The organism is Pseudomonas sp. B1(2018), from assembly GCF_003097365.1.
Classification (GTDB): Bacteria; Pseudomonadota; Gammaproteobacteria; order Pseudomonadales; family Pseudomonadaceae; genus Aquipseudomonas; species Aquipseudomonas laurylsulfatiphila.
Window position 1 is genome coordinate 96718 of record NZ_PYUK01000022.1, and the last position, 22673, is coordinate 119390.

The window sequence follows — 22673 nt, forward strand, 5'->3', positions numbered from 1 at the left end:
TGTGAGTACACTCCTGGCAGTGCTACCCATTGGTCTGATTGCATTCACAGCAGGATGGTTTAGTGTGGTTTCTACCTTCCAAAACAATAAAAACAGGCTTTCCAATGAGCCAGAGTCTCAACCAGCTGCGCAAGTTCGTTTCCCCTGAAATCATTTTCGGTGCCGGTAGCCGGCACAGTGTCGGCAATTACGCCAAGACCTTTGGTGCACGCAAGGTCCTGGTGGTCAGTGACCCCGGCGTGATCGCCGCCGGTTGGGTCGCCGATGTCGAGGCCAGCCTGCAGGCGCTGGGCATCGAGTACTGCCTGTACAGCGATGTCTCGCCCAACCCTCGGGTTGAAGAGGTGATGCTCGGTGCCGAGATGTACCGGGAAAACCACTGCGACGTGATCGTCGCCGTGGGTGGCGGCAGCCCGATGGACTGCGGCAAGGGCATCGGCATTGTCGTCGCCCATGGCCGCAGCATTCTCGATTTCGAGGGCGTGGACACCATCCGCGTGCCCAGCCCGCCACTGATCCTGATTCCGACCACCGCCGGCACCTCGGCCGATGTCTCGCAATTCGTGATCATTTCCAACCAGCAGGAGCGCATGAAGTTCTCCATCGTCAGCAAGGCCGTGGTGCCGGACGTTTCGCTGATCGATCCGGAAACCACCCTGAGCATGGATCCGTTCCTGTCGGCCTGCACCGGCATCGACGCCCTGGTGCATGCCATCGAAGCCTTCGTGTCCACGGGCCACGGGCCGCTGACCGATCCTCATGCGCTGGAGGCGATGCGCCTGATCAATGGCAACCTGGTGCAGATGATCGCCAACCCGAGCGACATTGCCCTGCGCGAGAAGATCATGCTCGGCAGCATGCAGGCCGGGCTGGCGTTCTCCAACGCCATCCTGGGCGCCGTGCATGCCATGTCCCACAGCCTTGGCGGCTTTCTCGACCTGCCCCATGGCCTGTGCAACGCGGTGCTGGTCGAGCATGTGGTGGCCTTCAATTACAACTCGGCACCGGAGCGCTTCAAGGTAATCGCCGAGACGTTCGGCATCGACTGCCGGGGCCTGAATCACCGGCAGATCTGCGGGCGCCTGGTCGAACACCTGATCGCCCTCAAGCACGCCATCGGCTTTCACGAAACCCTCGGTTTGCATGGCGTGCGGACCTCGGACATTCCGTTCCTGTCGCAGCATGCGATGCACGATCCGTGCATCCTGACCAACCCGCGCGAATCCAGCCAGCGCGATGTCGAGGTCGTCTATGGCGAAGCCCTCTGACGAGCAACAACGGGCCCTCACCGGGCTGCTGGGGCTGGGCAGCCATTCGGCGCGTAAGAGTCATTACCCGGAACTGGCCGCGCGCCTGGATGATCTGGAAGCCGAGCGCAACCGCTACAAGTGGCTGTTCGAAAACGCGGTGCACGGGATCTTCCAGGCCAGCCTGCACGATGGCATGCGCGCCGCCAACCCGGCGCTGGCACACATGCTCGGCTACCAGGACCCGCAGGAGGTGCTGTTCTCCCTGACTGACCTGGGCAGCACCCTGTTCGTCGACGGCGCGCAGGAACTGGAAGCCATCGGCGAAATCCTCAGGCACCAGCGCAGCCTGCACGGCTATGAAACCCGCTTGCGACGCAAGGATGGCAGTCACCTGGATGTGTTGATGAACCTGCTGCTCAAGCCCGGCCAGGAGGGCCTGGTGGAAGGTTTCGTCTCCGATATCACCGAGCGCAAGCTGGCCCAGCGACGCCTGCAGCAACTCAATGATGAACTGGAGCAGCGCGTCGTCGCGCGCACCGATGAATTGCTCGAAGCCAACCGCAACCTTCAGCAGCAGATCACCCAGCGTAAACAGATTGCCAAGGCTTTGCGCGATGCCCGCGATGCCGCCGAGGCCGCCAACCACAGCAAGGACAAATACCTCGCTGCCGCCAGCCACGACCTGCTGCAACCGCTGAACGCCGCGCGGTTGCTGATATCGACCTTGCGCGAACGCCAATTGCCGCAAGCCGAACAGGTGCTGGTGGAACGCACTCACCAGGCCCTGGAAGGGGCCGAAGACCTGCTGACGGATCTGCTGGACATTTCCCGGCTCGATCAGGCCGCGGTCAAGCCGGACGTTGCGTCATACCGCCTCGACGAACTGCTGGGGCCTCTGGTGTCGGAGTTCCAGTCCGTCGCCCAGGCGGCCGGCTTGAACCTGCGGGTGCACATGGCCGATTACGCCATCAGCACCGACTTGCGCCTGATGACGCGGATCCTGCGCAACTTCCTCAGCAATGCCTGCCGCTACACCGATGACGGCAGCATCCTGCTGGCGGCAAGGCGTCGGGGCGAGATGTTGCGCCTGGAGGTCTGGGACACCGGGCGTGGCATCGCCGCCGACCGGCTCGATTCGATCTTCCTCGAGTTCAACCAACTGGACGTCGGCCGCGCCGCCGACCGCAAGGGCGTGGGCCTGGGGTTGGCGATTGTCGAGCGCATCGCCAAGATCCTTGGCTACAGGATTGGCGTTCACTCGTTGCCGGGGCGGGGTTCGATGTTCAGCATCGAGGTGCCGTTATCCGACGAGGTTCCATTGCCCGTGAGCCAGGCGGTGCCACAGCCGGGTACCGGCAACCCGTTGCCGGGACGCCGTTTACTGGTGATCGACAACGAAGTGAGCATTCTCCAGAGCATGGGCGCGTTGCTCGGGCAGTGGGGCTGCGAGGTTCTGGTCGCCACCGATGAAGCGGCTGCGCTGGCGGCGTCAGGCGGGCAGGCGCCGGAACTGATTCTCGCGGACTACCACCTCGATCACGGGGTGGTCGGCTGTGATGTGGTGCGACATTTGCGCGAGCATTTCCACCAGTACATTCCCGCGGTGATCATTACTGCCGACCGCACCGACCATTGTCGGCGTGCGTTGCAGCGGCTCAATGCGCCCTTGCTGAACAAACCGGTGAAGCCCGGCAAGTTGCGAGCGGTGTTGAGTCAACTGTTGGGGGCATCTGCCTGAAACGGCCGATACTGCAAGGTCAAGCCCAGTTCGATGGCTTGACCTTGCTCTAGCAAGCGCAACCCCGGCCGACCGGGCAGGTGGTGCGCGTTGACCGGGTGGCTCACCGGTTCGATGCAGAAAAATTCCAGGCCCACGGGGCAGTAGAGCAGGTAGTAATCGCTGCCGGTGGCCTGGCAGTCCAGTTCGTATCCGAGGTCAGGCTGGCGGATCAGGCAGTGGCCGTTCCATTCGCAGAAGCCGTTGTCCACGAGCGATTCGGGCAATGGCTTGAGCTGCTGAAAATCCCACTCGACCGGCAATGCGCTGAGTTGCGTCGGTAGTTTTTTCTCATTGCACAACCATACCTCGCGGGCCACGGCCTGCAGTCGGGTGTGGGCGGTGCGCGGCAGATACGGATGCAGGCCCAGTCCATGCCAGGCCGCGTGTTCGGCCAGATGGGTAACGCTCAATTCGATGCTCAGCTTGCCCCCGCTCAAACGGAAACGTTGCCGGGCGCGATAAGCGAAGGGGGTTGTGCTGTCGAGTTGCAGGACCACTTCATTTTCCGACCGGGAAACCACATCCCACGCCTGCTGCCAGGCGCTGCCGTGGATCGGCAGCGGATCGGTGAGGCTGTTGGGCGCCAATGCCAGCCAGCCATCGGGGCAGTCGAAGCCACCTTCGGCGATGCGGTTGGACCAGGGCACCAAGGGAAAGCAGCCGAGCTTGCCGGGCAGGCCGGTGTTCAGGGCGTGCTCATCGGCGTGGCGCAACAAGGGCTGGCCGCTGCTGCGCACGGTCCAGTTGACGATGCTGGCGCCAATGTCGGGGGCGAGGGTGAGGCGGGTGAGGTCGTCTTCGAGTTCGAGCAGATTCATTGTTTTTCGTTCTGCGTTGGAAGGGGGGGAAAGATCGCAGCCTCGTTGCACTCGACAGCTCCTACAGGTGCAACGAGGCTGCGATCCGTCAGGACTTGAACAAAGGCTCAGGCAATCCCTTCACCCCGGGATCAAGGGCAAACACGCCACCGGCCAGCGACTGAACGTCATGGTCATCGCCGGGGCGAATCGAGGTCACGAAGAGGGTGTCCAGCCGACTGCCACCGAAGGCGCACATGCTGGGTTTTTTCACCGGAACGGCGAGGGAACGGTCGAGGCGTCCATCGGGGGTGAAACGGTGAATCAGGCCGGCATCGTTGGCGCAAATCCAGTAGCAGCCATCGGCGTCGACCGCCGCACCGTCGGGTCGACCTTCGTGCCGGTTCATGTCAACGAACACGCGGCGGTTGGAAGGGGTGCCGGTTTCGATGTCGTAGTCGAAGGCCCAGATCTGCTGGACCTGCGGATGGGAGTCGGACAGATACATCGTGCGCCCGTCCGGGCTGAAGCCCAGGCCGTTGGGCACGATGAACCCGCTCAGCCGGGAATCGAGTGGCCCGCGTTGCCCGGCGCTGTAGCGGTACAACCTGCCGTTGGCGGCGTTGGCGCCCATGTTCAGCACCATGCTGCCGGCCCAGAAGCGTCCTTGGCGATCGCAGCGGCCGTCGTTCAGGCGCATGTCGGCGCGGGCATGGTCGACATGGGCCAAGGGTTCACTGTCGAGGCTGCCGTCGTTGCGCGGATGCAGGCGGAAGAACCCGCTTTCCATGCCGGCGACCCAGCCGCCGTCGGCATGACGCGCGATGCAAGCGAGCATCTCCGGGGTTTTCCAGGTATCTACCCGCCCGGTGTCGGCACTCCAGCGCTGTAAACCACCGGCGGGAATATCGACCCAGTACAGAGCGCTTTCCTCAGGCACCCAGACCGGGCTTTCACCGACTGCGTTACGGGCGTCGACAATCAATTCAGCTTGCATGGCAACTCATTCCCTTGGCTTTTGTTGTGGGGATCAAGCGGGGCGCGAAGGTTCAGTCACCGAACGGGCCGGCTACGCAAAAGGCGCCGCCCTGGTACAGCCGCGCCGGGTCATCGGCGGCAGGCATCGGCTGGGCTTCGATTTTATCGCGGAACTGTTCGGAGCTGTCCTGCGCGACAAAACCCAGGGCTGTAGCGTAGCGGTTGTCCCACCAGACGTTCTTGTTGTCGGACACGCCGTAGACCACGGTGTGGCCGACGTTCGGGGTGTACAAGGCGCGTTCGAGCAGTTGCGTCAGGTCGCCGAAACTCAGCCAGGTGCTCATCATCCGCCGGTTGTGCGGCTCGGGGAACGAGGAGCCGATGCGCACGCTGACGGTCTCGATGCCATAGCGGTCGAAGTAGAACGTGGCCATGTCCTCGCCGTAGGACTTGGACAGGCCGTAGTAGCTGTCGGGGCGGCGAGGGGAGTGGGCGTCGATGACTTCGTCCTGCCGGTAGAAGCCGATCACATGGTTGGAACTGGCGAAGATCACTCGCTTGACCCCGTGGCGGCGCGCGGCTTCGTAGATGTGGAATACGCCACAGATGTTGGCGCCGAGGATCTCTTCGAACGAGTGCTCGGTCGACACGCCGCCGAAGTGCAGGATCGCGTCCACGCCTTCGACCAGTTGATGCACCGCTTGCTTGTCGGCGAGGTCGCACGGCATCACTTCTTCGCGATCATCGATGGCGGGCGCGATGTCGGCGATGTCCGACAGGCGAATGACATTGGCGTAAGGGCGCAGGCTTTCGCGCAGGACTTTGCCGAGGCCACCGGCGGCGCCGGTCAGCAGCAGGCGGTTGAAAGGGGGGCGGGCGGTTGCTGTGGTCGTCATGGGAATCCTGGGTGCGCTGTTATTGGTTTGTTGTAGGTTGTCGTATGACTTGAGTGAAGTATCGTTAGGGTCTCCGCTGCTTGTCAACGCGGCATGGGTGGAAATTGACGGAGGGTCGTCCCTATTCGCTGAACTGAAATACCCTCCTGTGGGAGCGGGCTTGCTCGCGAAGGCGGAGTATCAGTTAACAACATGTCGACTGACACTCCACCTTCGCGAGCAAGCCCGCTCCCACAGTGGTTCTGTGTTTACAGGAGGCTGATCGGGTAGCTGATGAAAATCCGGTTTTCATCGAATTCGTTGGTGCTGAAACTCTTGCGGATACTCGCGTTACGCCATTTCACGTTGAGGTTTTTCAACACACCGCTCTGCACCGTGTAGGCCAGTTCGGATTCGCGGCCCCATTCCTTGCCGTCGGTGATGGCGCCGGTGTGCACGTTGTCACCGCTGATGTAGCGGTTCATCAGGGTCAGGCCGGGAATACCGAGGGCGACGAAGTTGTAGTCGTGGCGCACCTGCCAGGATTTCTCCCGGGCGTTGTCATAGCTGGAGTTGTAGCTGTCGTTGGCCAGCGTGCCGCCGCTGGTGCCATTGACCCGCATCCACACGTCGTCGCCGGTGAGTTTTTGCAGGCCGACATAGAAGGTGCTGCCGCCATATTTGGCCGAGAGCAGAGCAAACGCGGTCTTGTTGTCGAGGTCTCCGGCCTTGGCGCTGCCGTCTTCTTTGCCGATGAAGTAGCCCAGGTTGGCGCCCAGGGTCCAGTCGCCGACGGGCTGGCTGTGGGTCAGGTTGAAGTATTGCTGCTGGTAAATGTCGCTGAGTTCCGAGTACCAGACGCCAACCTGCGTGCGCTTTTCATTGAACGCGTATTCACCGCCGCCGAAGTTGAAACGGTCGGAGGTGAACGCCGTTTTACCGTTCATGAACATGTCTTCCATGCTCGCGTCATTGCGCGGGCTGTTTTGCTGGAATTGACCGCCATACAGCGTCAGGCCGCTGATTTCGGCGGACGTCACCTGGGCGCCCTGGAAGGTCTGCGGCAGCGAACGACCGTCGTCGGAACGCAGGATCGGCAGCACCGGCATCCATTCGCCGACCTTCAATTCGGTTTTTGAAATCTTGCCTTTGAGCGCCACGCCCAGGCGGCCGAAATTGTCGGCTGGGCGGCCGTCGTCGTGGATCGGCAACAGTTGCGTGCCGCCAGTACCCTTGCCGCCATCGAGCTTCTGCGAATACAGGCCCAATACATCGACACCGAAGCCAACGGTGCCCTGGGTGAACCCGGACCTGGCATCGAGGATGAAGTTTTGCGTCCACTCTTCAGCCTTGCCCTGGGGGTAGGCCGGGTTGATGAAATTGCGGTTGAAGTAGGCGTTGCGCAGGTTCAGCGTGGCCTTGGCGTCGTCGGTGAAACCTGCGGCCTGGGCGTTGATGGGCAAGACGAGGGCCAGCCCGCTGCAGCCGATCAGGCTCAGGGTATGACGACGAGAAAGGTTTGCACGCGAAGAACGGGCGGACGAATTACGGACGAGCTTGCTCACTGTGACGCTCCCTTGTTTCTTGTTTTTATTGTTGTCATACGTCGTCGTACAACATAGGGGGGCGATATTTGCGGGATTTTTGTGGGTTGTCAATCGGAAGTTATACGATGACTTGGTGCGGACTTAGGGATATCCGAGAAACACCTGTGGGAGCGGGCTTGCTCGCGAAGGCGTCAGCACAGGCGATATCAATGTTGGATGTTACGACGCCTTCGCGAGCAAGCCCGCTCCCACAGGGGAATGGATTGTCAGCTGGAAATCATGGGGGGCAGGGTGCCGAGTAAAGAAACCGCTGCCACTGCACCAAGCCCCAGCATCCACTCCAGCATCACGCTGGTGCGCAATGCCTGCAGGCGCTGCTCGCAATCATTGATCCGCAAGCGATTGAACAAGGCCAAGCCCAGCATCGTCGCCACCAACGCAGCCTTGATCAACAGGATCAACGCAAACCCGCTGAACAACGGCGTCGGCCAGAACGCCCCGGTGAGCACCCTTACATTGATCAGCCCGGTGATCAGCAGCCCGGCGACCAGGCCGTAACCGACGCCGCTGAAACGCTGCAACATCACGCGGATCGAATGCCCCGCAGGCTGTCGCAGAATCATCACCAGCAACAACAGACCGCCGAGCCAGGCACCCACGCAGAACAAGTGGATCAGTTGATTGAGGATCAGCAGCTGGCCTGCGCTGCCATCGAGCATGGCGCCGTGGCCGACCGGGGCCAGGGTGGCCAGCAGCAGGCCGCTGAGGCTCAGGCGCAGTGCAAGGCTTGCGCGCAAGGGTGTCAGCAGCAACGCCACCAGCGCGAGGTTAATGAGCAAATGCCAGCGCCAGACCTGACCGAAAAAGGTATTGCCCAGCACCAGGCCCAGGGTCGACGGATCGAAGGCCGCGTCCCAGGCCCCGGCCATGCTCGCGGTAATCAGCAACAACCAGCAGACCCCGCTGGCCAGCGCCACCACGGCCAGCCAACGGCAGGTGCGTGCCAGGCGCTGATCCAGTGCGCTTTCGTCATTGGATAGCAAGGGTCTGAACAGCCAGGCCCCGAACAGCATCAGCACCACGATGAAATGCAGGAAGCGACACAGCACCAGCGCACTCGCCATGAGTTACTGGCCAACCTTGAAGGCGTAGGCACCTTCGCTTTTGTGGGTGTCGACCGATACCGCGTGCCATTCGACTTTGTAGGCGCCAGGGGCCAACGGCGCGGCGGGGGTGACGATCAGGGTCTTCTTGTCGTTGCCTTCGGTGGTCAATGCTTTTACCGCCACCGGTGCGCCATCCCGGGTCAGGGTGACTTTGGTGAAACTGGCCTCGACACCCTCGGAGAACTCCAGGCGCAATTGCGTGGGCGCGGTCACGGTGCTGTCGGCGGCCGGTGTCTGGCTTTTCAAGTGGGCGTGGGCCAACACCGAAGAAGCGGCGAGCAGTGAGCCGAGCAGGGCCGTGATGGTCAGGGTTTTCTTGAGCAGCATCGTGAGTACCTCAGGCAGTTTCCAAGTGCGCAGAGTTTAGCTTTCCGACAGCGGCTGTACGAAGATTCGTTTTACCCTGTCGCCGCAGTCCAGAGCGGATGCTAGTCTTGCTCAACGCTGTTGTCGGGGACCCGCATGGGCAATCACAAGATCGAGATTCGTCGCAGTAACGTCGAAAAAATCCTGCTCGGGGCGGAAAAGGTCTTCGCTGAAAAGGGCTTCGGCAGCACGGCCATGGCCGACATCGCCGCTGAAGTGCAACTGCCGCGTTCCAACCTGCATTACTACTTCAGCACCAAGACCGAACTGTACAGCGCGGTGCTGTTCGATTTGCTGGAAGTCTGGAAGCAGGACGCGCTGTGCTTCGAGATGTTCGACGACCCGCGCGTGGTGCTCAGCAGCTACATCCGCGCCAAGATGAACCATTCCCGCAGCCGGCCTCATGGTTCGAAAGTCTGGGCCAACGAAATCATCCACGGCGCACCGACCCTCGGCGCAGCGCTGGATGCGAGCCTGTACGACTGGGCCAAGATGAAGGAAGCGAAAATCCGTCAGTGGGTGGACGACAAACGCATCCTGCCGGTGGAGCCGTCGAGCCTGCTGTACATGATCTGGGCCTCGACCCAGCACTATGCCGACTTCGATCACCAGGTGAATATTCTCAACGATCACCAGCCGCTGTCGGACATGCAATTTGAAAAGGCAGTGCAGACGGTGACCAGTGTGATTTTGCGGGGGATCGGGTTGGAGCCTTGAGGTCTGTGTTGTACCGGCTGACGCCATCGCGAGCTTGCTCGCGAAGGCGACGGTTCAGTCGCAGCTAATGCTAAGGGCTGACGTGATACGGATTCCTCGGATCATGATTCCAGTCCAGGAACGGCTTGCCAGTCTCCACCGGCACCATCTCGATACAGTCTTGCACCGGGCAGGTGATCTGGCACAGGTTGCAGCCCACGCACTCCTCATCGATCACCTGGTACTTATGCGTGCCATCCGCTTGCTTGAGGCTGGCCACGGCCTGATGCGAGGTGTCCTCACAGGCAATGTGGCAACGACCACAGCCGATGCACGCTTCCTGGTCGATTTTCGCGATCACCTGGTAGTTGATGTCCAGGTACTTCCAGTCCGTGGTGTTGCCCACCGCGCGCCCGGAAAATTCCGCGATGCTGGCGTAGCCCTGACTGTCCATCCAGCGTGACAATCCGTCCTTCATGTCTTCGACAATCCGGAAGCCATGCAGCATCGCCGCCGTGCACACCTGCACCGCGCCGCTGCCCAACGCGATGAATTCCGCGGCGTCGCGCCAGTTGCCGATGCCGCCGATGCCGCTGATCGGCAGGCCTTGGGTCTGCGGGTCTCGGGCGATTTCGGCGACCATGTTCAAGGCAATCGGCTTGACGGCCGAGCCACAGTAACCGCCGTGGGTGCTCTGGCTGCCGACCATGGGGTTGGCCACCATGCGCTCGAGGTTGACGCTGGTGATCGAGTTGATGGTGTTGATCAGAGACACCGCATCGGCGCCGCCTCGGTGGGCGGCGCGGGCGGCGACGCGGATGTCGGTGATGTTCGGCGTGAGCTTGACGATCACCGGCAGCGAGCAATAGGTCTTGCACCAGCGGGTGACCTGTTCCACGTATTCCGGCACCTGGCCGACCGCGGCGCCCATGCCGCGTTCCGGCATGCCGTGGGGGCAACCGAAGTTCAGTTCGATGCCGTCGGCGCCAGTGGCTTCCACAAGCGGCAGGATGTGTTTCCAGGATTCCTCGACGCAGGGCACCATCAAGGACACGATCAGCGCGCGGTCCGGCCAGTCCTTTTTGACCTGGGTGATTTCCCGCAGGTTGATCTCCAGCGAGCGGTCGGTGATCAACTCGATGTTGTTAAAGCCCAGCACCTCCCTGTTCGCCCCGAAGTGCGCCGAGTAGCGCGACGACACGTTGACCGCCGCCGGATCTTCCCCCAGGGTTTTCCAGACCACGCCGCCCCAGCCGGCCTCGAAGGCGCGGACCACGTTATAGGCTTTGTCGGTGGGTGGCGCGGAGGCCAGCCAGAACGGATTGGGTGCCTTGATGCCGGCGAAGACAATCGACAGATCGGCCATTTATGCAGCCTCCACGTTAAGCATCAGTTGAGCATTGATCGCCTCGGCGGCGCGCTTGCCGTGTTGCACGGCTTGCACGGTGAGGTCTTGATCGAGGCTGGTGCAGTCGCCGCCGGCATACACGCCGGGGATGCTGGTGCGCAGCTGTTCATCGACTTCGATGCGCTCGCCCTGACGCTTGAGCTCACGCGCCAGTGGATCGGCGAGGGAGTTGCCATCGAAGGCCTGGCCGATGGCTTTGAAGATCGCGTCGGCGGCCAGTTCGAAGGTTTCGCCGGTGGTTTGCAGACGACCTTCGACCAGATGGGTGCGGGCGAAACGCATGCCGCGCACTCGGCCGTGATCATCGAGCAGCACTTCTTCGGGTTGCGCCCAGGTCATTAGCCGCACTTGATTGGCCTTGGCAATGTCCTGCTCGTGATGGGTGGCGCCCATGTCTTCGGCGCCGCGCCGGTACACCAGGTTCACGTCACGGGCGCCGAGGCGGGCCATTTGCACGGCCATGTCGATGGCGGTGTTGCCTGCGCCGAGGACGATGCAATGCTCGGCCAGGGGCAATTGGCTCAGGTCATCGGCTTGGCGCAGTTCGCGGATGTAGTCGGTAGCGGCGAGCAGGCCGGGCGCGTCTTCGTGGGCCAGGCCCAGTTGTTTGCTGGCGTTGAGCCCGAGGCCGAGGAACACCGCATCGAACTGTTGATGCAGTTCGCTGAGGGTCAGGTTGTCCCCGAGTTTCTGCCCGTGGCGGATTTCGATTCCGCCGATTTCCAGCAGGAACTCAAGCTCCCGTTGCGCGTAGTCATCCACCAGTTTGTATTTGGCGATCCCGTACTCGTTGAGTCCGCCAGCCTTTTGCCGCGCCTCGAAAATCACCACGTCATGCCCGTGCATGGCGCTGCGGTGGGCGCAGGACAACCCGGCCGGACCGGCGCCCACCACGGCGATGCGTTTGCCGGTGGCGGCCGCACGCTGGAAGGGGTGCGTGCTGAAATGGGCGTTGTCCACGGCGTAGCGCTGCAACAGGCCGATCATGACCGGTGCGCATTCGTGGGCGTTGTTGCGCACGCAGGCTTGCTGGCAAAGGATTTCCGTCGGGCACACCCGGGCGCAACTGCCGCCGAGGATGTTGGCCGAGAGGATTTTCTGCGCGGCGCCTTGCACGTTGTCCTGCTGGATATTGCGGATGAACGAGGGAATGTCGATTTCGCTCGGACAGGCATTCACGCAGGGCGCGTCGTAGCAATACAGGCAGCGCGAAGCTTCGAGCTGAGCCTGGCGCTCGTTGAGTGGCGGTGCCAGATCGGTGAAATGGCCGGCGAGGGCGGCCGCATTCTCGACGGGATGCGGGAGGTGGTCCAGGGTCTTGATCACGGTGTTGGCCTCACGGTTATTTGAGGTGCTGCCTCTGAATGGGCATTGATTCAACTCGATCTCCTGTAGGAGCTGCCGAAGGCTGCGATCTTTTGACTTTGTTTTTTAGATCAAGATCAAAAGATCGCAGCCTTCGGCAGCTCCTACAGGGATCGCATTCCAAATGTGGGAGCGAAGGCCGCTCTCAGCGTTTCACTGCCGTCGGCTTGTGCAGCTCGGCCCGCTTGCTCAGCAAGTCAAACACAGCCGGGTACGCCGGCCGTTCGATGTAGCGCCCGGCGCCACGTTCGGCCCGCAGGTCGCCGTCGGCCCAGACCACGAGGCCCTGGCTGATGGTGTGGCTGGGCACGCCGCGCACGGTCTTGCCTTCGAAGATGTTGAAGTCCACCTGCTGATGGTGGGTCTTGGCGGAAATGGTCCGCGTGCCTTGTGGGTCCCACAGCACCAGGTCGGCATCGGCCCCCACGCGAATCGCGCCTTTGCGTGGGTAGAGGTTGAAGATCTTCGCGGTGTTGGTGGACGTCAGTGCGACGAATTGCTGCATCGAAAAGCGTCCGCTGTTCACCCCTTCATCCCACAACACTGCCATGCGGTCTTCGATGCCGGCGGTGCCGTTGGGGATCTTGCTGAAGTCGTCGCGGCCGGCGGCTTTTTGCTCGGCGCAGAAGCAGCAGTGGTCGGTGGCGGTGGTGTGCAGGTTGCCCGATTGCAGGCCATGCCAGAGCGCCTCTTGATGGCCGCGAGGGCGGAACGGCGGGCTCATCACGTAACCGGCAGCGGTTTGCCAGTCCGGGTGGCGGTAGACACTGTCGTCCAGCAGCAGGTGCCCGGCCAGCACTTCGCCGTACACCGGCTGGCCCTTGCCGCGGGCATAGGTGATTTCGTCGAGGGCCTCCTTGGTCGAGACGTGCACCAGGTACAACGGCGTACCCAGGGTTTCGGCGATGCGGATCGCCCGGCTAGCGGCCTCGCCTTCTACCTGTGACGGCCGCGACAGCGGATGCGCTTCCGGCCCGGTGATGCCCTGGGCCATCAGCTTGCGTTGCAGGTGATAGACCAGTTCGCCGTTTTCCGCATGCACGGTCGGCACCGCACCCAGTTCCAGGCAGCGTTCGAAACTCGCCACCAGGGTGTCATCGGCGGCCATGATCGCGTTCTTGTAGGCCATGAAATGCTTGAAGCTGTTGACGCCGTGCTGGCTGACCAGTTCGGCCATTTCCTCGCGGACCTGGTCGCTCCACCAGGTGATGGCGACGTGAAAGCCGTAGTCCGACGCCGACTTCTCGGCCCAGCCGCGCCACTGATGGAAGGCTTCAAGCAAGGATTGCTGCGGATTGGGAATCACGAAGTCGATGATCGAGGTGGTGCCGCCGGCCAGTCCCGCCGCCGTGCCACTGTAGAAGTCTTCGCTGGCCACGGTGCCCATGAAGGGCAGCTGCATGTGGGTGTGCGGGTCGATGCCGCCGGGCATCAGGTATTGGCCGCTGCCGTCGAGCACATCGGCGCCTGCGGGGATTTCGAGGTTTTCGCCGATGGCCTTGATCACGCCGTCTGCGCAATACACATCGGCGCGATAACTTTCATCATGGGTAATAACGGTGGCGCCACGGATCAACAGAGACATTCCGAGTTCCTCGCAGGCAATGACCGGCTTGTGCCGGTTCTAGATGTTTTATATGACGCCAGCGTCAACAGGTGTATTCCTGTCAATGCTGTCAGGATTAAACGCTAGCTGCAGTTATTCGAATCGGCAAGAATATTTTTTATAAGCTTATTCAGTTATTAACTGATTGATATTTAACGATTAAATACAAGAATCACCAAAATGGTGAGCGACCTCACCATTTTGACGCACTTGACAGGATCGAAAAATAGTCAAGATTTCTTATGTGAAATCAGCTGTTTGAGTATGGTCTATGGTTGATGCGCAGCCATTGAAAAAAAGATCAACGCACCAGTTTGAGTCCTGACTGTCCGGACAACTTGCCTGGCATTCGGCCTGAGTGGCCTGACAACTAGTCGAGTCAGCGAATAAAACTGATAAACATCAGTTGGTTGCAATGTGTTTATGGAACTGCCCGATGCGTAATCGGGGTACCCGGCACGTTTATTGAAGCCGCCAGCCCCCGATGAGCAAACAATAATTCAAAGAACAGTGGAGCGGCCATGCAACAGATCAGATCGCAAGTGACCGAGCGCGACGGCTTGTTCGAGCTGGAAGCCGGCAGCGATGTACTCGACAGTCCCCGTTACAACCATGACATTGCACCGACCAAGGTGCGCGAACGCACCTGGAACAAATGGCACATCACCGCGCTGTGGGTGGGCATGGCGATCTGCGTGCCGACCTACACCCTCGGTGGCGTGCTGACCGCGTACTTCGGCCTGACCGTCGGTGAAGCGCTGCTGGCGATTCTGTTTGCCAACATCATCGTGCTGATTCCCCTGACCCTGAACGCCTTTCCCGGCACCAAGTACGGCATTCCCTTTCCTGTGTTGCTGCGCTCGTCTTTCGGCGTGCTCGGTTCCAATATTCCGTGCCTGATCCGTGCCCTGGTGGCGTGCGGCTGGTTCGGCATCCAGACCATGTTCGGCGGGTTGGCGATTCACCTGTTCCTCGGCTCGGTGTTCGAGGGTTGGAAATCCCTGGGTGGCACCGGCGAGGTCATCGGCTTCATGGTGTTCTGGGCGCTGAACCTTTGGGTGGTGATACGCGGCGCCGAGTCGATCAAATGGCTGGAAACCCTGTCTGCACCGCTGTTGGTACTGGTGGGCGTAGGGCTGCTGGTCTGGGCCATGCCGAACGTGTCGATGACCGAGTTGCTGGCGATTCCGGCCAAGCGTCCCGAAGGCGCCGGGGTGGCCAGTTATTTCGCCGCCGGGCTGACCGCGATGGTCGGCTTCTGGGCCACGCTGTCACTGAACATTCCGGACTTCAGCCGCTACGCGAAAAGCCAGAAGGACCAGATTGTCGGGCAGATCATTGGCCTGCCGCTGACCATGTTCCTGTTTGCTTCCCTGGGGGTTGTGATGACCGCGGCCTCGGTGAAGCTGGTGGGCGTGACGGTTTCCGATCCGGTGACCCTGATCGGCCATATCCAGAGCCCGGTGTGGGTGGCGCTGGCCATGGCGCTGATCATCATCGCCACGCTGTCGACCAATACCGCGGCCAATATCGTGTCACCGACCAATGACTTCCAGAACATCGCCCCCAAGGTGATCAACCGCACCAACGCCGTGCTGCTGACCGGCTTCGTCGGCTTGGCGTTGATGGCTCATGAGCTGCTGAAAAAGCTCGGCCTGATTGTCTCGGATCTCAGCCTGGAAACCGTTTATTCCAACTGGTTGCTCGGCTATTCCAGCCTGCTCGGGCCGATCGCCGGGATCATGGTGGTGGACTATTTCCTGATCAAGAAACAGCAACTGGACCTTGCCGGCCTGTACCGCGATGACGTGTATCCGGCGTGGAACTGGAGCGGTTTCATGGCCTTCGGCGTGCCGGTGGTGTTGACGCTGGCGTCCCTGGGCAGCGATGCGTTCAGCTGGTTCTACAGCTACGGCTGGTTCACCGGCTCGATCCTGGGCGGGGTGATTTATTACGGGTTGAGTGTGATGCGGCCGAGTCCGTCCGTCGCGAAATCTGCGGTGTGAGCACTGGCCCCATCGCGAGCAAGCTCGCTCCCACAGGGGATCTGTAAACACTGGAGATCCAATGTGGGAGCGAGCTTGCTCGCGATGAGGGCTTTGAGTCCACCGAAGAAACACCTGAAGGAATCCATAAGAACAGCCAGAGGAGATCATCATGAACGCGGCCGTCGACGTTCTGCAGTCCAGCCATCAACACATCAACCGCGACCGCCTGTGGCAGTCGCTCATGGAACTGGCCAAACTTGGCGCCACGGTCAAGGGTGGGGTGTGTCGCCTGGCCCTGACCGATCTCGATCGCCAGGCTCGGGACATCTTCGTCAAATGGTGTATCGATGCCGGCTGCACCGTCAGCATCGACGCTGTGGGCAACATCTTCGCCCGACGCCCCGGGCGCAATCCCGACCTGCCACCGGTGATGACCGGCAGCCACATCGACACCCAGCCCACCGGCGGCAAGTTCGATGGCTGCTTCGGTGTATTGGCGGGCGTCGAGGTGCTGCGCACCCTCAATGACCTGAACATCGAAACCGAAGCACCGCTGGAGGTGGTGGTCTGGACCAACGAAGAAGGCTCGCGCTTTGCCCCGTGCATGATGGGTTCCGGTGTGTTCGCGGAAAAATTCACCCTCGAAGAAACCCTGGCCAAGGTCGATGCCGATGGCGTGACCGTGGGTGAGGCGCTGAATGCCATTGGCTACGCCGGCCCGCGTAAAGTCAGCGGCCATAAAGTCGGGGCCTATTTCGAAGCCCATATCGAGCAAGGCCCGATCCTGGAAGACGAGCGCAAGACCATTGGCGTGGTCATGGGCGCTCTCGGGCAGAAATGGTTCGACCTGAAACTGCGTGGCGTCGAAGCCCACGCCGGCCCGACCCCGATGCACCTGCGCAAGGACGCCCTGGTCGGCGCCGCGGTGATCGTCGGTGCGCTCAACCGCGCCGCCCTCAGCCATCAACCCCATGCCTGTGGCACCGTCGGTTGTCTGCAAGCCTATCCCGGCTCGCGCAACGTCATTCCCGGCGAAGTGCGCATGACCCTGGACTTCCGCCACCTGGAACCGGAACGCCTGGACTCGATGATCGCCGAAGTGCGCGAAGTCATCGAAACCACCTGCGATGAACATGGCCTGACCTACGAACTCACCCCAACCGCGGACTTCCCGCCGCTGTACTTCGACAAGGGCTGTGTCGAGGCTGTGCGCGGTGCTGCCCAGGGCCTGGGCCTGTCGCACATGGACATCGTCAGCGGAGCAGGGCACGACGCGATCTTTCTCGCTGAGCTTGGTCCGGCCGGGATGATCTTTGTGCCGTGCGAGGGCGGTATCAGCCACAACGAAATCGAAAACGCTGCGCCGGAAGATCTGGCGGCCGGGTGTGCGGTGTTGTTGCGGGCGATGCTGGCGGCTTCTGAGGCTATCGCGAAGGGGAAACTGGCGGCTTGAAGATCAAAAGATCGCAGCCTGCGGCAGCTCCTACAGGGGAACTCGTTCTCATGTAGGAGCTGCCGCAGGCTGCGATCTTTGCTTTTACCTGTCACAAAGCAAAATGCTCAATCGTCATCCTGTTGAATCCCTCAATCAGTGGAGCAATACGATGTCGTCCAACACCCAACCGGTCAATCTGCTGCAATCGATCCCGCAGGTTTTCGAAAGCCTGACCCAGGTTCATGTCGCCCTCGACAATCATGATCTCAATCCCAGCCTCAAGCATTTGATCCACCTGCGCGCCTCGCAGATCAACCGATGCGGTTTCTGCGTGAAGATGCACACCCGCGAAGCCCGTGAGGCCAACGAGACCAACGAGCGCCTGGATCGCCTGATCGTCTGGCGCCATGTCAGTGATTTCAGCCCTTCGGAGCGCGCCGCGCTGGCGTGGACCGAAGCCTTGACGATACTGGATGAAAAAACCGATTACGCCAGTTTGCGCGGTGCGCTCAGAGCGCATTTCAGCGACGAACAGATCGGCGCCTTGACGGCCGAGATCGGCATGATCAACCTGTGGAACCGCTTGCAGGTGTCGAGGCACTGATTGATGAACTCCGCTGAAAACGCCGTCACTGTGTTCGAGCAGCGCCGGCCCTTTTTGCTCGGTCTGGCCTACCGCATCCTCGGCTCGCGCGCCGAAGCCGAGGATGCGGTGCAGGAACTGTTCATCAAATGGCTGGAGGCCGATCGGGCCTCCATCGCGACGCCGGCCGCCTGGCTGACCACGGCCTGCACCCGGCACTGCATCGATGTGCTGCGCTCGGCCCACACATCCCGGGTCGATTACATCGGCAACTGGTTGCCGGAGCCGATTCACACCACCCATCAGGATTCACCCGAGCACCGGCTCGAACTGGCTTCGTCATTGTCCACCGCCTTCATGTTGCTGCTCGAGCGCCTGTCACCCAAGGAGCGCGCCGCGTACCTGCTGCACGAAATCTTCGACATGGATTACCCGCAGGTCGCCGATGCGGTCGGCGTACAGGAAGCCGCTTGCCGCAAACTGGTGTCCCGGGCCAAGGCGAGTCTTGGCAACGGACACGCCCGTTACCAGCCGCCACCCATGCGTCAAAGCCAATTGCTCAGCGCGTTTCACAGCGCTATCGCCAGCGGCTCGACCGTTTCCCTGAGCGCCATGCTGACCGAGGACGTTGAACTCTGCGCCGACAGCGGCGGCAAGGCCCCGGCCATCCGCGAAACCCTGGCGGGTATCGCTCGCGTACTGGATTTCATCGGTCAGTCGCTGCACACCTATTGGCAGGCTTGCCAATGGCTGCCCATCGAGATCAATGGTGCCCAAGGCGTGATCATCAAGGCCGACGGCGTCATCACCGCATCGATGACCTTTGGCTTTGACGAAGCGGGGCGGGTGAGCCGGATCTTCATCATGCGAAACCCGGAGAAGTTGGCGCGGCTGGAGGCGTCGCTGAGTCTGTACTAGTCAAACGGCCACCTGAAAATGATGAAGATCCCTGTGGGAGCGAGCCTGCTCGCGAAGACGGTGTGTCAGGTGAAGACATGTCGACTGACACTCCGTCTTCGCGAGCAGGCTCGCTCCCACAGGGTTTCTTTGCACTATTGCAAGCCCGGGCGGTCGTATTCTCACAGGGTCGCCATTCTTGTGGAGATGCAATGAGCCAGGACGTCCTGAGCACGGAAACCAATCGCCGCCAGTTGCAGCAGATCATCGCCGGTCTGTCCGACGGGGTGATTCTGCTCGACCCCGACCAGACCATCCTGTGGGCCAACGAGGCAGCGCTGGCCATGCACGGCGTATCACAAGTCAGCGACCTGGGTGCCACTGCCGCGGCATATGCCAAACACTTCGCCTTGCGCTATCGCAACAATCACGGGGTAGCAATCGACAGCTACCCGATCAACCGGGTCGCGCGGGGCGAGACGTTCAGCGATGTGTTGGTGCAAGTGACGCCGGCGGCGGACGAAACACGTACCTGGGTCCATCGCGTGCGCAGCCTGGTATTGGCTGACAGTCGTGGCGACCCGGAATCGCTGGTACTGATCATGGACGATGTCACCGAGTGGGCCAGCGCCGAGCAACGCTTCGAGAAAACCTTCGCCGCCAACCCGGCGCCGGCAGTGATCTGCCGCCTCAGTGACTTGCGCTACATCAAGGTCAATCCCGGTTTCCTCGAAATGACCGGCTATGCCCGTGACCAGGTGATCGGCACTTCGACCTATGAGCTGGACGTGCTGGACCAGGCCGAGCACAAGGAACTGGCCAGGCAGCGTCTGTGCGAAGGGGCGACCATTCCCCAGATGCAGGCCGAGTTGCGCTTGGCCGACGGTGGCAGCAAGCAAGTGATCGTGGCCGGCCAGCCGCTGGAGCTCAACGACGAAGCCTGCATGCTGTTTTCCTTTGTCGACATGGAACCCCGGCACAAGGCTGAAATCGCCCTGCGCCAAAGCGAAGAACGTTTCGCCAAGGCCTTTCGCCTGTCGCCGGTGCCGATACTGGTGTGCGGCGCGGCGGATCAGATGGTGCTGGATGTCAACGAAGCGTTCCTGGATACCCTGGGTTATTCCGGTGAAGAGGTGCGTGGGATCGGCATAACGCAGATCGACTTCTTCGAAGACCGGCATGCACGCATCCAGCTGTTCGCCGCCCTGGATAAAACCGGCAGCCTGGACCGCATCGATGTGCGTGTGCGTAGAAAAGACGCCGGGCTGATCGATTGCACAGTGTCGGCGGACACCGTGAACATTCAGGGCACACCCTGTTATCTGCTGGTGTTGATGGACATCACCGAGCGCAAGCGCACCGAGCTGGAGCTGGTGGCGGCCATCGAGGAAGTGATGAAGGACGCCTCCTGGTTCAGCCGCACGCTGATCGAAAAACTGGCCAACGTAAAAAGCGTGAATTCGCCGAAGTTGCCCAGCGCGTCCCTCACCGAGCTGACCGCCCGTGAGCGCGATGTGCTGGGCCTGATCTGCGAAGGCCTGGCCGACAAGGAAATCGCCGCGCGCCTGAAACTGGCGCCGAACACGGTGCGCAACCATGTGGCTGCGGTGTATTCCAAGCTCGCCATACACAGCCGCAGCGAGGCGATTGTCTGGGCGCGGGAACGGGGACTGTTCTCCAGCGAGTGGCGGCCCAAGGGGCAGCGTTAAGGTGCAATTGCACTAAGGCGCAGGGTGCAAATTCATGTGTCGGCCTGCTGTAGTGGCTCTTAGGCTGGTGATGCAGCAGGCGACGTGAAGTCACCTGCGCGCCCCCTGCGTAAACCGCCAACAGGAAAAGCCCCATGAATCCGATACACCCTGCATCAAACCGCCAGGGCCCGTCGCAATGATTACGCTGGCGCAGTTGAGGCTGCTGATCGAAGGCAGTTTTTCACCCTTGGCCTGTGAATGCAGTATCACCGGCGAACACTGGCTGACCGTGAAGCTCTATCACCCGGTGTCGGGCCAGGTGGACCTGGTGGTCAGTGGCCTGAACATGAGCACGCTGCAAACAGCAGAGTCGGTCGCCGCGCTGATCGAAGAATTGCGTTATGAACTGCAGTGCAATTCCCTGCAACGCCCTGATCCGGTGATGTAAGAACTGCCAGCTTTTACTGGCGTTGGCCACGGGCTGGGCTATGAGTGATTCGCAGATATTTATTTTTGTGACAGGTGTATGGACTTTACGCGCCGGTTTTGTTGTCACAAAAATGTGTCTATCACTTATCGCGGGTCAACCTATGAAAACTCTTGGGAAACGCGTTATCTCATCCTTTTCGCTGGCATTGTGCGTAGCGATTCTCGGCGGCTGCTCCAGCCCGCCACCCCCTCCAGCGGTCACGCCACCCCCACCTGTACGCACCTGCCAGGCCATGGATAAAACCGATGTACTGGGTGATGTGCGGGCTGAAAACGGCGAGGTGACCCGAACCACCACCACGACTCGCTGCGTTACGCAATAAACCCGGGCGCTGCCTTCGTTGAAGCCCCCGTGTCGAGTGCACCGTACTGATCGCCGACCTTGCCGGTACGGCGGTATTCGCCATTGAAGGCGCGATCAGCGCGATGCGCAGTCTCTACTTGCCTGGAGTGATCCGGGGCTTGCAGACCGTCGTCAGCTAAAAATCTTGAATGATTTGTAAGTCATCAGCGTTTTTTATCGCAATTTGTTCTAGTTGATCTGTCATTTATGACAGTTCCCGGTATGTCGATTTTTCCTGATAGTTATTGGACTGGTTTTGTGTCCACTACTAAGAAGGAACGCGTCGTCATGACTACCGAACAAAAAGCCGCAGCAACTGTAAAAAGCCCTTGGAAACAAGCCACGTTGTTGATCAACGGCAAGAAAGTGGAATGGGGAGCGGAACCCGTTTTGCTCCGTGGGCAGGTGAACGATGTGACGGTGGAGGCCCCACCCGAAGTCGCCAAGGCACTCAACCTGGAGTTGCCTCAGAATGGCGGTTTGAACATCGTTGCATCGCCGGATTTTGGCAATTGGGTTGATCCCGACAACCGCAAGTTCGAATGGAAGATTAAACCGGACGATGGCAAGAGCGGCCTTATCACCCTGGTTTTTTATAGTAGGGATGTGGAGGAGGGGTGGTACCACCGAAGCCTGGTGATTTCGAGCAATCTGGCTGATGAGGTCGAGGTCAAGATTGGAGGGGAAAGCGTTCCTGCCGGTGGTAGCGTGTTCTTCAGGGGGCAGGCCAAGGACGTGGAGTTGATCCCCAAATCCGGCAGCCCAATCGCGGGGTACCCGATAGCGCTGAGGCGCACGGCGACCAGTCCGCTTCTACCGACTGATTTGAGCAGTGCGCCGGTGTTCGATGACTATCAGACAACTCATAAATGGAGTGTCACCGGGACGAACAACAAAAGCGGTATCTTTCAATTGCAGCTGACTGCTCGGGGCATGTCCACACCGATTAACGTAATAGCCAACAAGTTGCTATCAAGCAACCTGGCCGATGAAGTCGAGGTCAGGATCGGAGGGCAAAGCGTTCCTGCCGGTGGTAGCGTGTTCTTCAGGGGGCAGGCTAAAGACGTGGAGTTGGTCCCCAAATCCGGCAGCCCAATCGCGGGGTACCCGATAGCGCTGAAGCGCACGGCGACCAGTCCTCTTCTACCGACTGATTTGAGCAGTGCACCGGTGTTCGATGCCCCTCAAACAACTCATGAATGGCGTGTCACCGGGGCGAACAACAAAAGCGGTATCTTTCAATTGCAGCTGACTGCCCAGGGCATGTCCACACCGATTAACGTAACAGCCAATAAATTGCTGTCGACCAATTTAGCCGATGAGGCTGTCATCAAAATTGATAATGTGGAACCGTCTAATGACGAAGTTCCTTTTTTGAGGAATGCAAGACGCATACTTACGATGGAGCCTCGA

General features: G+C 60.7%; 18 protein-coding genes and 1 pseudogene. 10 read left to right on the top strand and 9 right to left on the bottom strand.

Annotation, left to right across the window (positions count from 1 at the left end; translation table 11 throughout):
- Nucleotides 1-104: 104 nt before the first annotated feature.
- Nucleotides 105-1268, top strand: coding sequence for an alcohol dehydrogenase-like regulatory protein ErcA (gene ercA, locus C9422_RS27185; RefSeq protein ID WP_007972176.1), 1164 nt, complete (start codon nucleotides 105-107; stop codon nucleotides 1266-1268).
- The gene (locus C9422_RS27190; RefSeq protein WP_116582818.1) at nucleotides 1252-2988 is read left to right on the top strand and encodes a NahK/ErcS family hybrid sensor histidine kinase/response regulator; all 1737 of its coding nucleotides are present in this window, start codon (nucleotides 1252-1254) and stop codon (nucleotides 2986-2988) included. The genes ercA and C9422_RS27190 overlap by 17 nt, the downstream gene beginning before the upstream one ends.
- Here the strand turns inward: C9422_RS27190 and C9422_RS27195 are convergent.
- From C9422_RS27195 to copC, 6 genes are all read right to left on the bottom strand, one after another.
- Nucleotides 2964-3848: an aldose 1-epimerase gene (locus C9422_RS27195; protein WP_116582819.1), complete on the bottom strand. Its 885-nt coding sequence runs from the start codon at nucleotides 3846-3848 to the stop codon at nucleotides 2964-2966. The genes C9422_RS27190 and C9422_RS27195 overlap by 25 nt on opposite strands.
- 88 nt (nucleotides 3849-3936) lie before the next feature.
- A complete protein-coding gene (locus tag C9422_RS27200; protein ID WP_116582820.1) occupies nucleotides 3937-4824 on the bottom strand; it encodes an SMP-30/gluconolactonase/LRE family protein in 888 nt (295 codons plus the stop codon).
- A 52-nt stretch (nucleotides 4825-4876) separates the two neighbouring features.
- Nucleotides 4877-5701, bottom strand: coding sequence for an NAD(P)-dependent oxidoreductase (locus C9422_RS27205; RefSeq protein ID WP_116582821.1), 825 nt, complete (start codon nucleotides 5699-5701; stop codon nucleotides 4877-4879).
- A gap of 248 nt (nucleotides 5702-5949) precedes the next feature.
- On the bottom strand, nucleotides 5950-7245 hold the full coding sequence (locus C9422_RS27210; protein ID WP_116582822.1) for an OprD family porin: 1296 nt from the start codon (nucleotides 7243-7245) through the stop codon (nucleotides 5950-5952).
- A gap of 248 nt (nucleotides 7246-7493) precedes the next feature.
- Nucleotides 7494-8351 (bottom strand): copper homeostasis membrane protein CopD, encoded by an 858-nt coding sequence (gene copD, locus C9422_RS27220; RefSeq protein WP_116582823.1) that lies wholly within the window; start codon nucleotides 8349-8351, stop codon nucleotides 7494-7496.
- Nucleotides 8352-8354: 3 nt separating this feature from the next.
- A complete protein-coding gene (copC, locus tag C9422_RS27225; protein ID WP_116582824.1) occupies nucleotides 8355-8720 on the bottom strand; it encodes a copper homeostasis periplasmic binding protein CopC in 366 nt (121 codons plus the stop codon).
- Between the two features lie 135 nt (nucleotides 8721-8855).
- Here copC and C9422_RS27230 point away from each other — a divergent pair, with 135 nt between their 5' ends.
- Nucleotides 8856-9476 carry a TetR/AcrR family transcriptional regulator gene (locus C9422_RS27230; RefSeq protein WP_102702465.1) on the top strand — a complete coding sequence of 207 codons (621 nt, stop codon included), beginning with the start codon at nucleotides 8856-8858 and terminating at the stop codon, nucleotides 9474-9476.
- A gap of 70 nt (nucleotides 9477-9546) precedes the next feature.
- Here C9422_RS27230 and preA read toward each other — a convergent pair whose 3' ends face one another.
- The 3 genes from preA to hydA all read right to left on the bottom strand — a co-directional run bounded on the left by preA (nucleotide 9547) and on the right by hydA (nucleotide 13813).
- On the bottom strand, nucleotides 9547-10821 hold the full coding sequence (gene preA, locus C9422_RS27235; RefSeq protein ID WP_116582825.1) for an NAD-dependent dihydropyrimidine dehydrogenase subunit PreA: 1275 nt from the start codon (nucleotides 10819-10821) through the stop codon (nucleotides 9547-9549).
- Nucleotides 10822-12189 carry an NAD(P)-dependent oxidoreductase gene (locus tag C9422_RS27240; protein WP_116582834.1) on the bottom strand — a complete coding sequence of 456 codons (1368 nt, stop codon included), beginning with the start codon at nucleotides 12187-12189 and terminating at the stop codon, nucleotides 10822-10824. It abuts the gene before it with no gap.
- 184 nt (nucleotides 12190-12373) lie between these two features.
- A complete protein-coding gene (gene hydA, locus C9422_RS27245) occupies nucleotides 12374-13813 on the bottom strand; it encodes a dihydropyrimidinase (RefSeq protein WP_116582826.1) in 1440 nt (479 codons plus the stop codon).
- Nucleotides 13814-14355: 542 nt separating this feature from the next.
- Here hydA and C9422_RS27250 point away from each other — a divergent pair.
- The 7 genes and pseudogenes from C9422_RS27250 to C9422_RS27285 form a co-directional block, all read left to right on the top strand.
- Nucleotides 14356-15840, top strand: a complete 1485-nt coding sequence (locus tag C9422_RS27250; protein WP_116582827.1) for an NCS1 family nucleobase:cation symporter-1 — start codon at nucleotides 14356-14358, stop codon at nucleotides 15838-15840.
- A 151-nt stretch (nucleotides 15841-15991) separates the two neighbouring features.
- Complete coding sequence (locus C9422_RS27255; protein ID WP_104447395.1) at nucleotides 15992-17275, top strand: Zn-dependent hydrolase; 1284 nt, start codon at nucleotides 15992-15994, stop codon at nucleotides 17273-17275.
- Nucleotides 17276-17426: 151 nt separating this feature from the next.
- On the top strand, nucleotides 17427-17861 hold the full coding sequence (locus C9422_RS27260; RefSeq protein ID WP_116582828.1) for a carboxymuconolactone decarboxylase family protein: 435 nt from the start codon (nucleotides 17427-17429) through the stop codon (nucleotides 17859-17861).
- Nucleotides 17862-17864: 3 nt separating this feature from the next.
- Nucleotides 17865-18758, top strand: coding sequence for an RNA polymerase sigma factor SigJ (gene sigJ, locus C9422_RS27265; protein WP_116582829.1), 894 nt, complete (start codon nucleotides 17865-17867; stop codon nucleotides 18756-18758).
- A 191-nt stretch (nucleotides 18759-18949) separates the two neighbouring features.
- Entirely contained in the window at nucleotides 18950-20446 is a 1497-nt protein-coding gene (locus C9422_RS27270) for a helix-turn-helix transcriptional regulator (protein WP_116582830.1), read from the top strand.
- A 178-nt stretch (nucleotides 20447-20624) separates the two neighbouring features.
- Nucleotides 20625-20876, top strand: a complete 252-nt coding sequence (locus C9422_RS27275; protein WP_116582831.1) for a DUF1652 domain-containing protein — start codon at nucleotides 20625-20627, stop codon at nucleotides 20874-20876.
- Between the two features lie 672 nt (nucleotides 20877-21548).
- Nucleotides 21549-22673, top strand: a pseudogene (locus C9422_RS27285) (hypothetical protein); the annotation flags it as partial.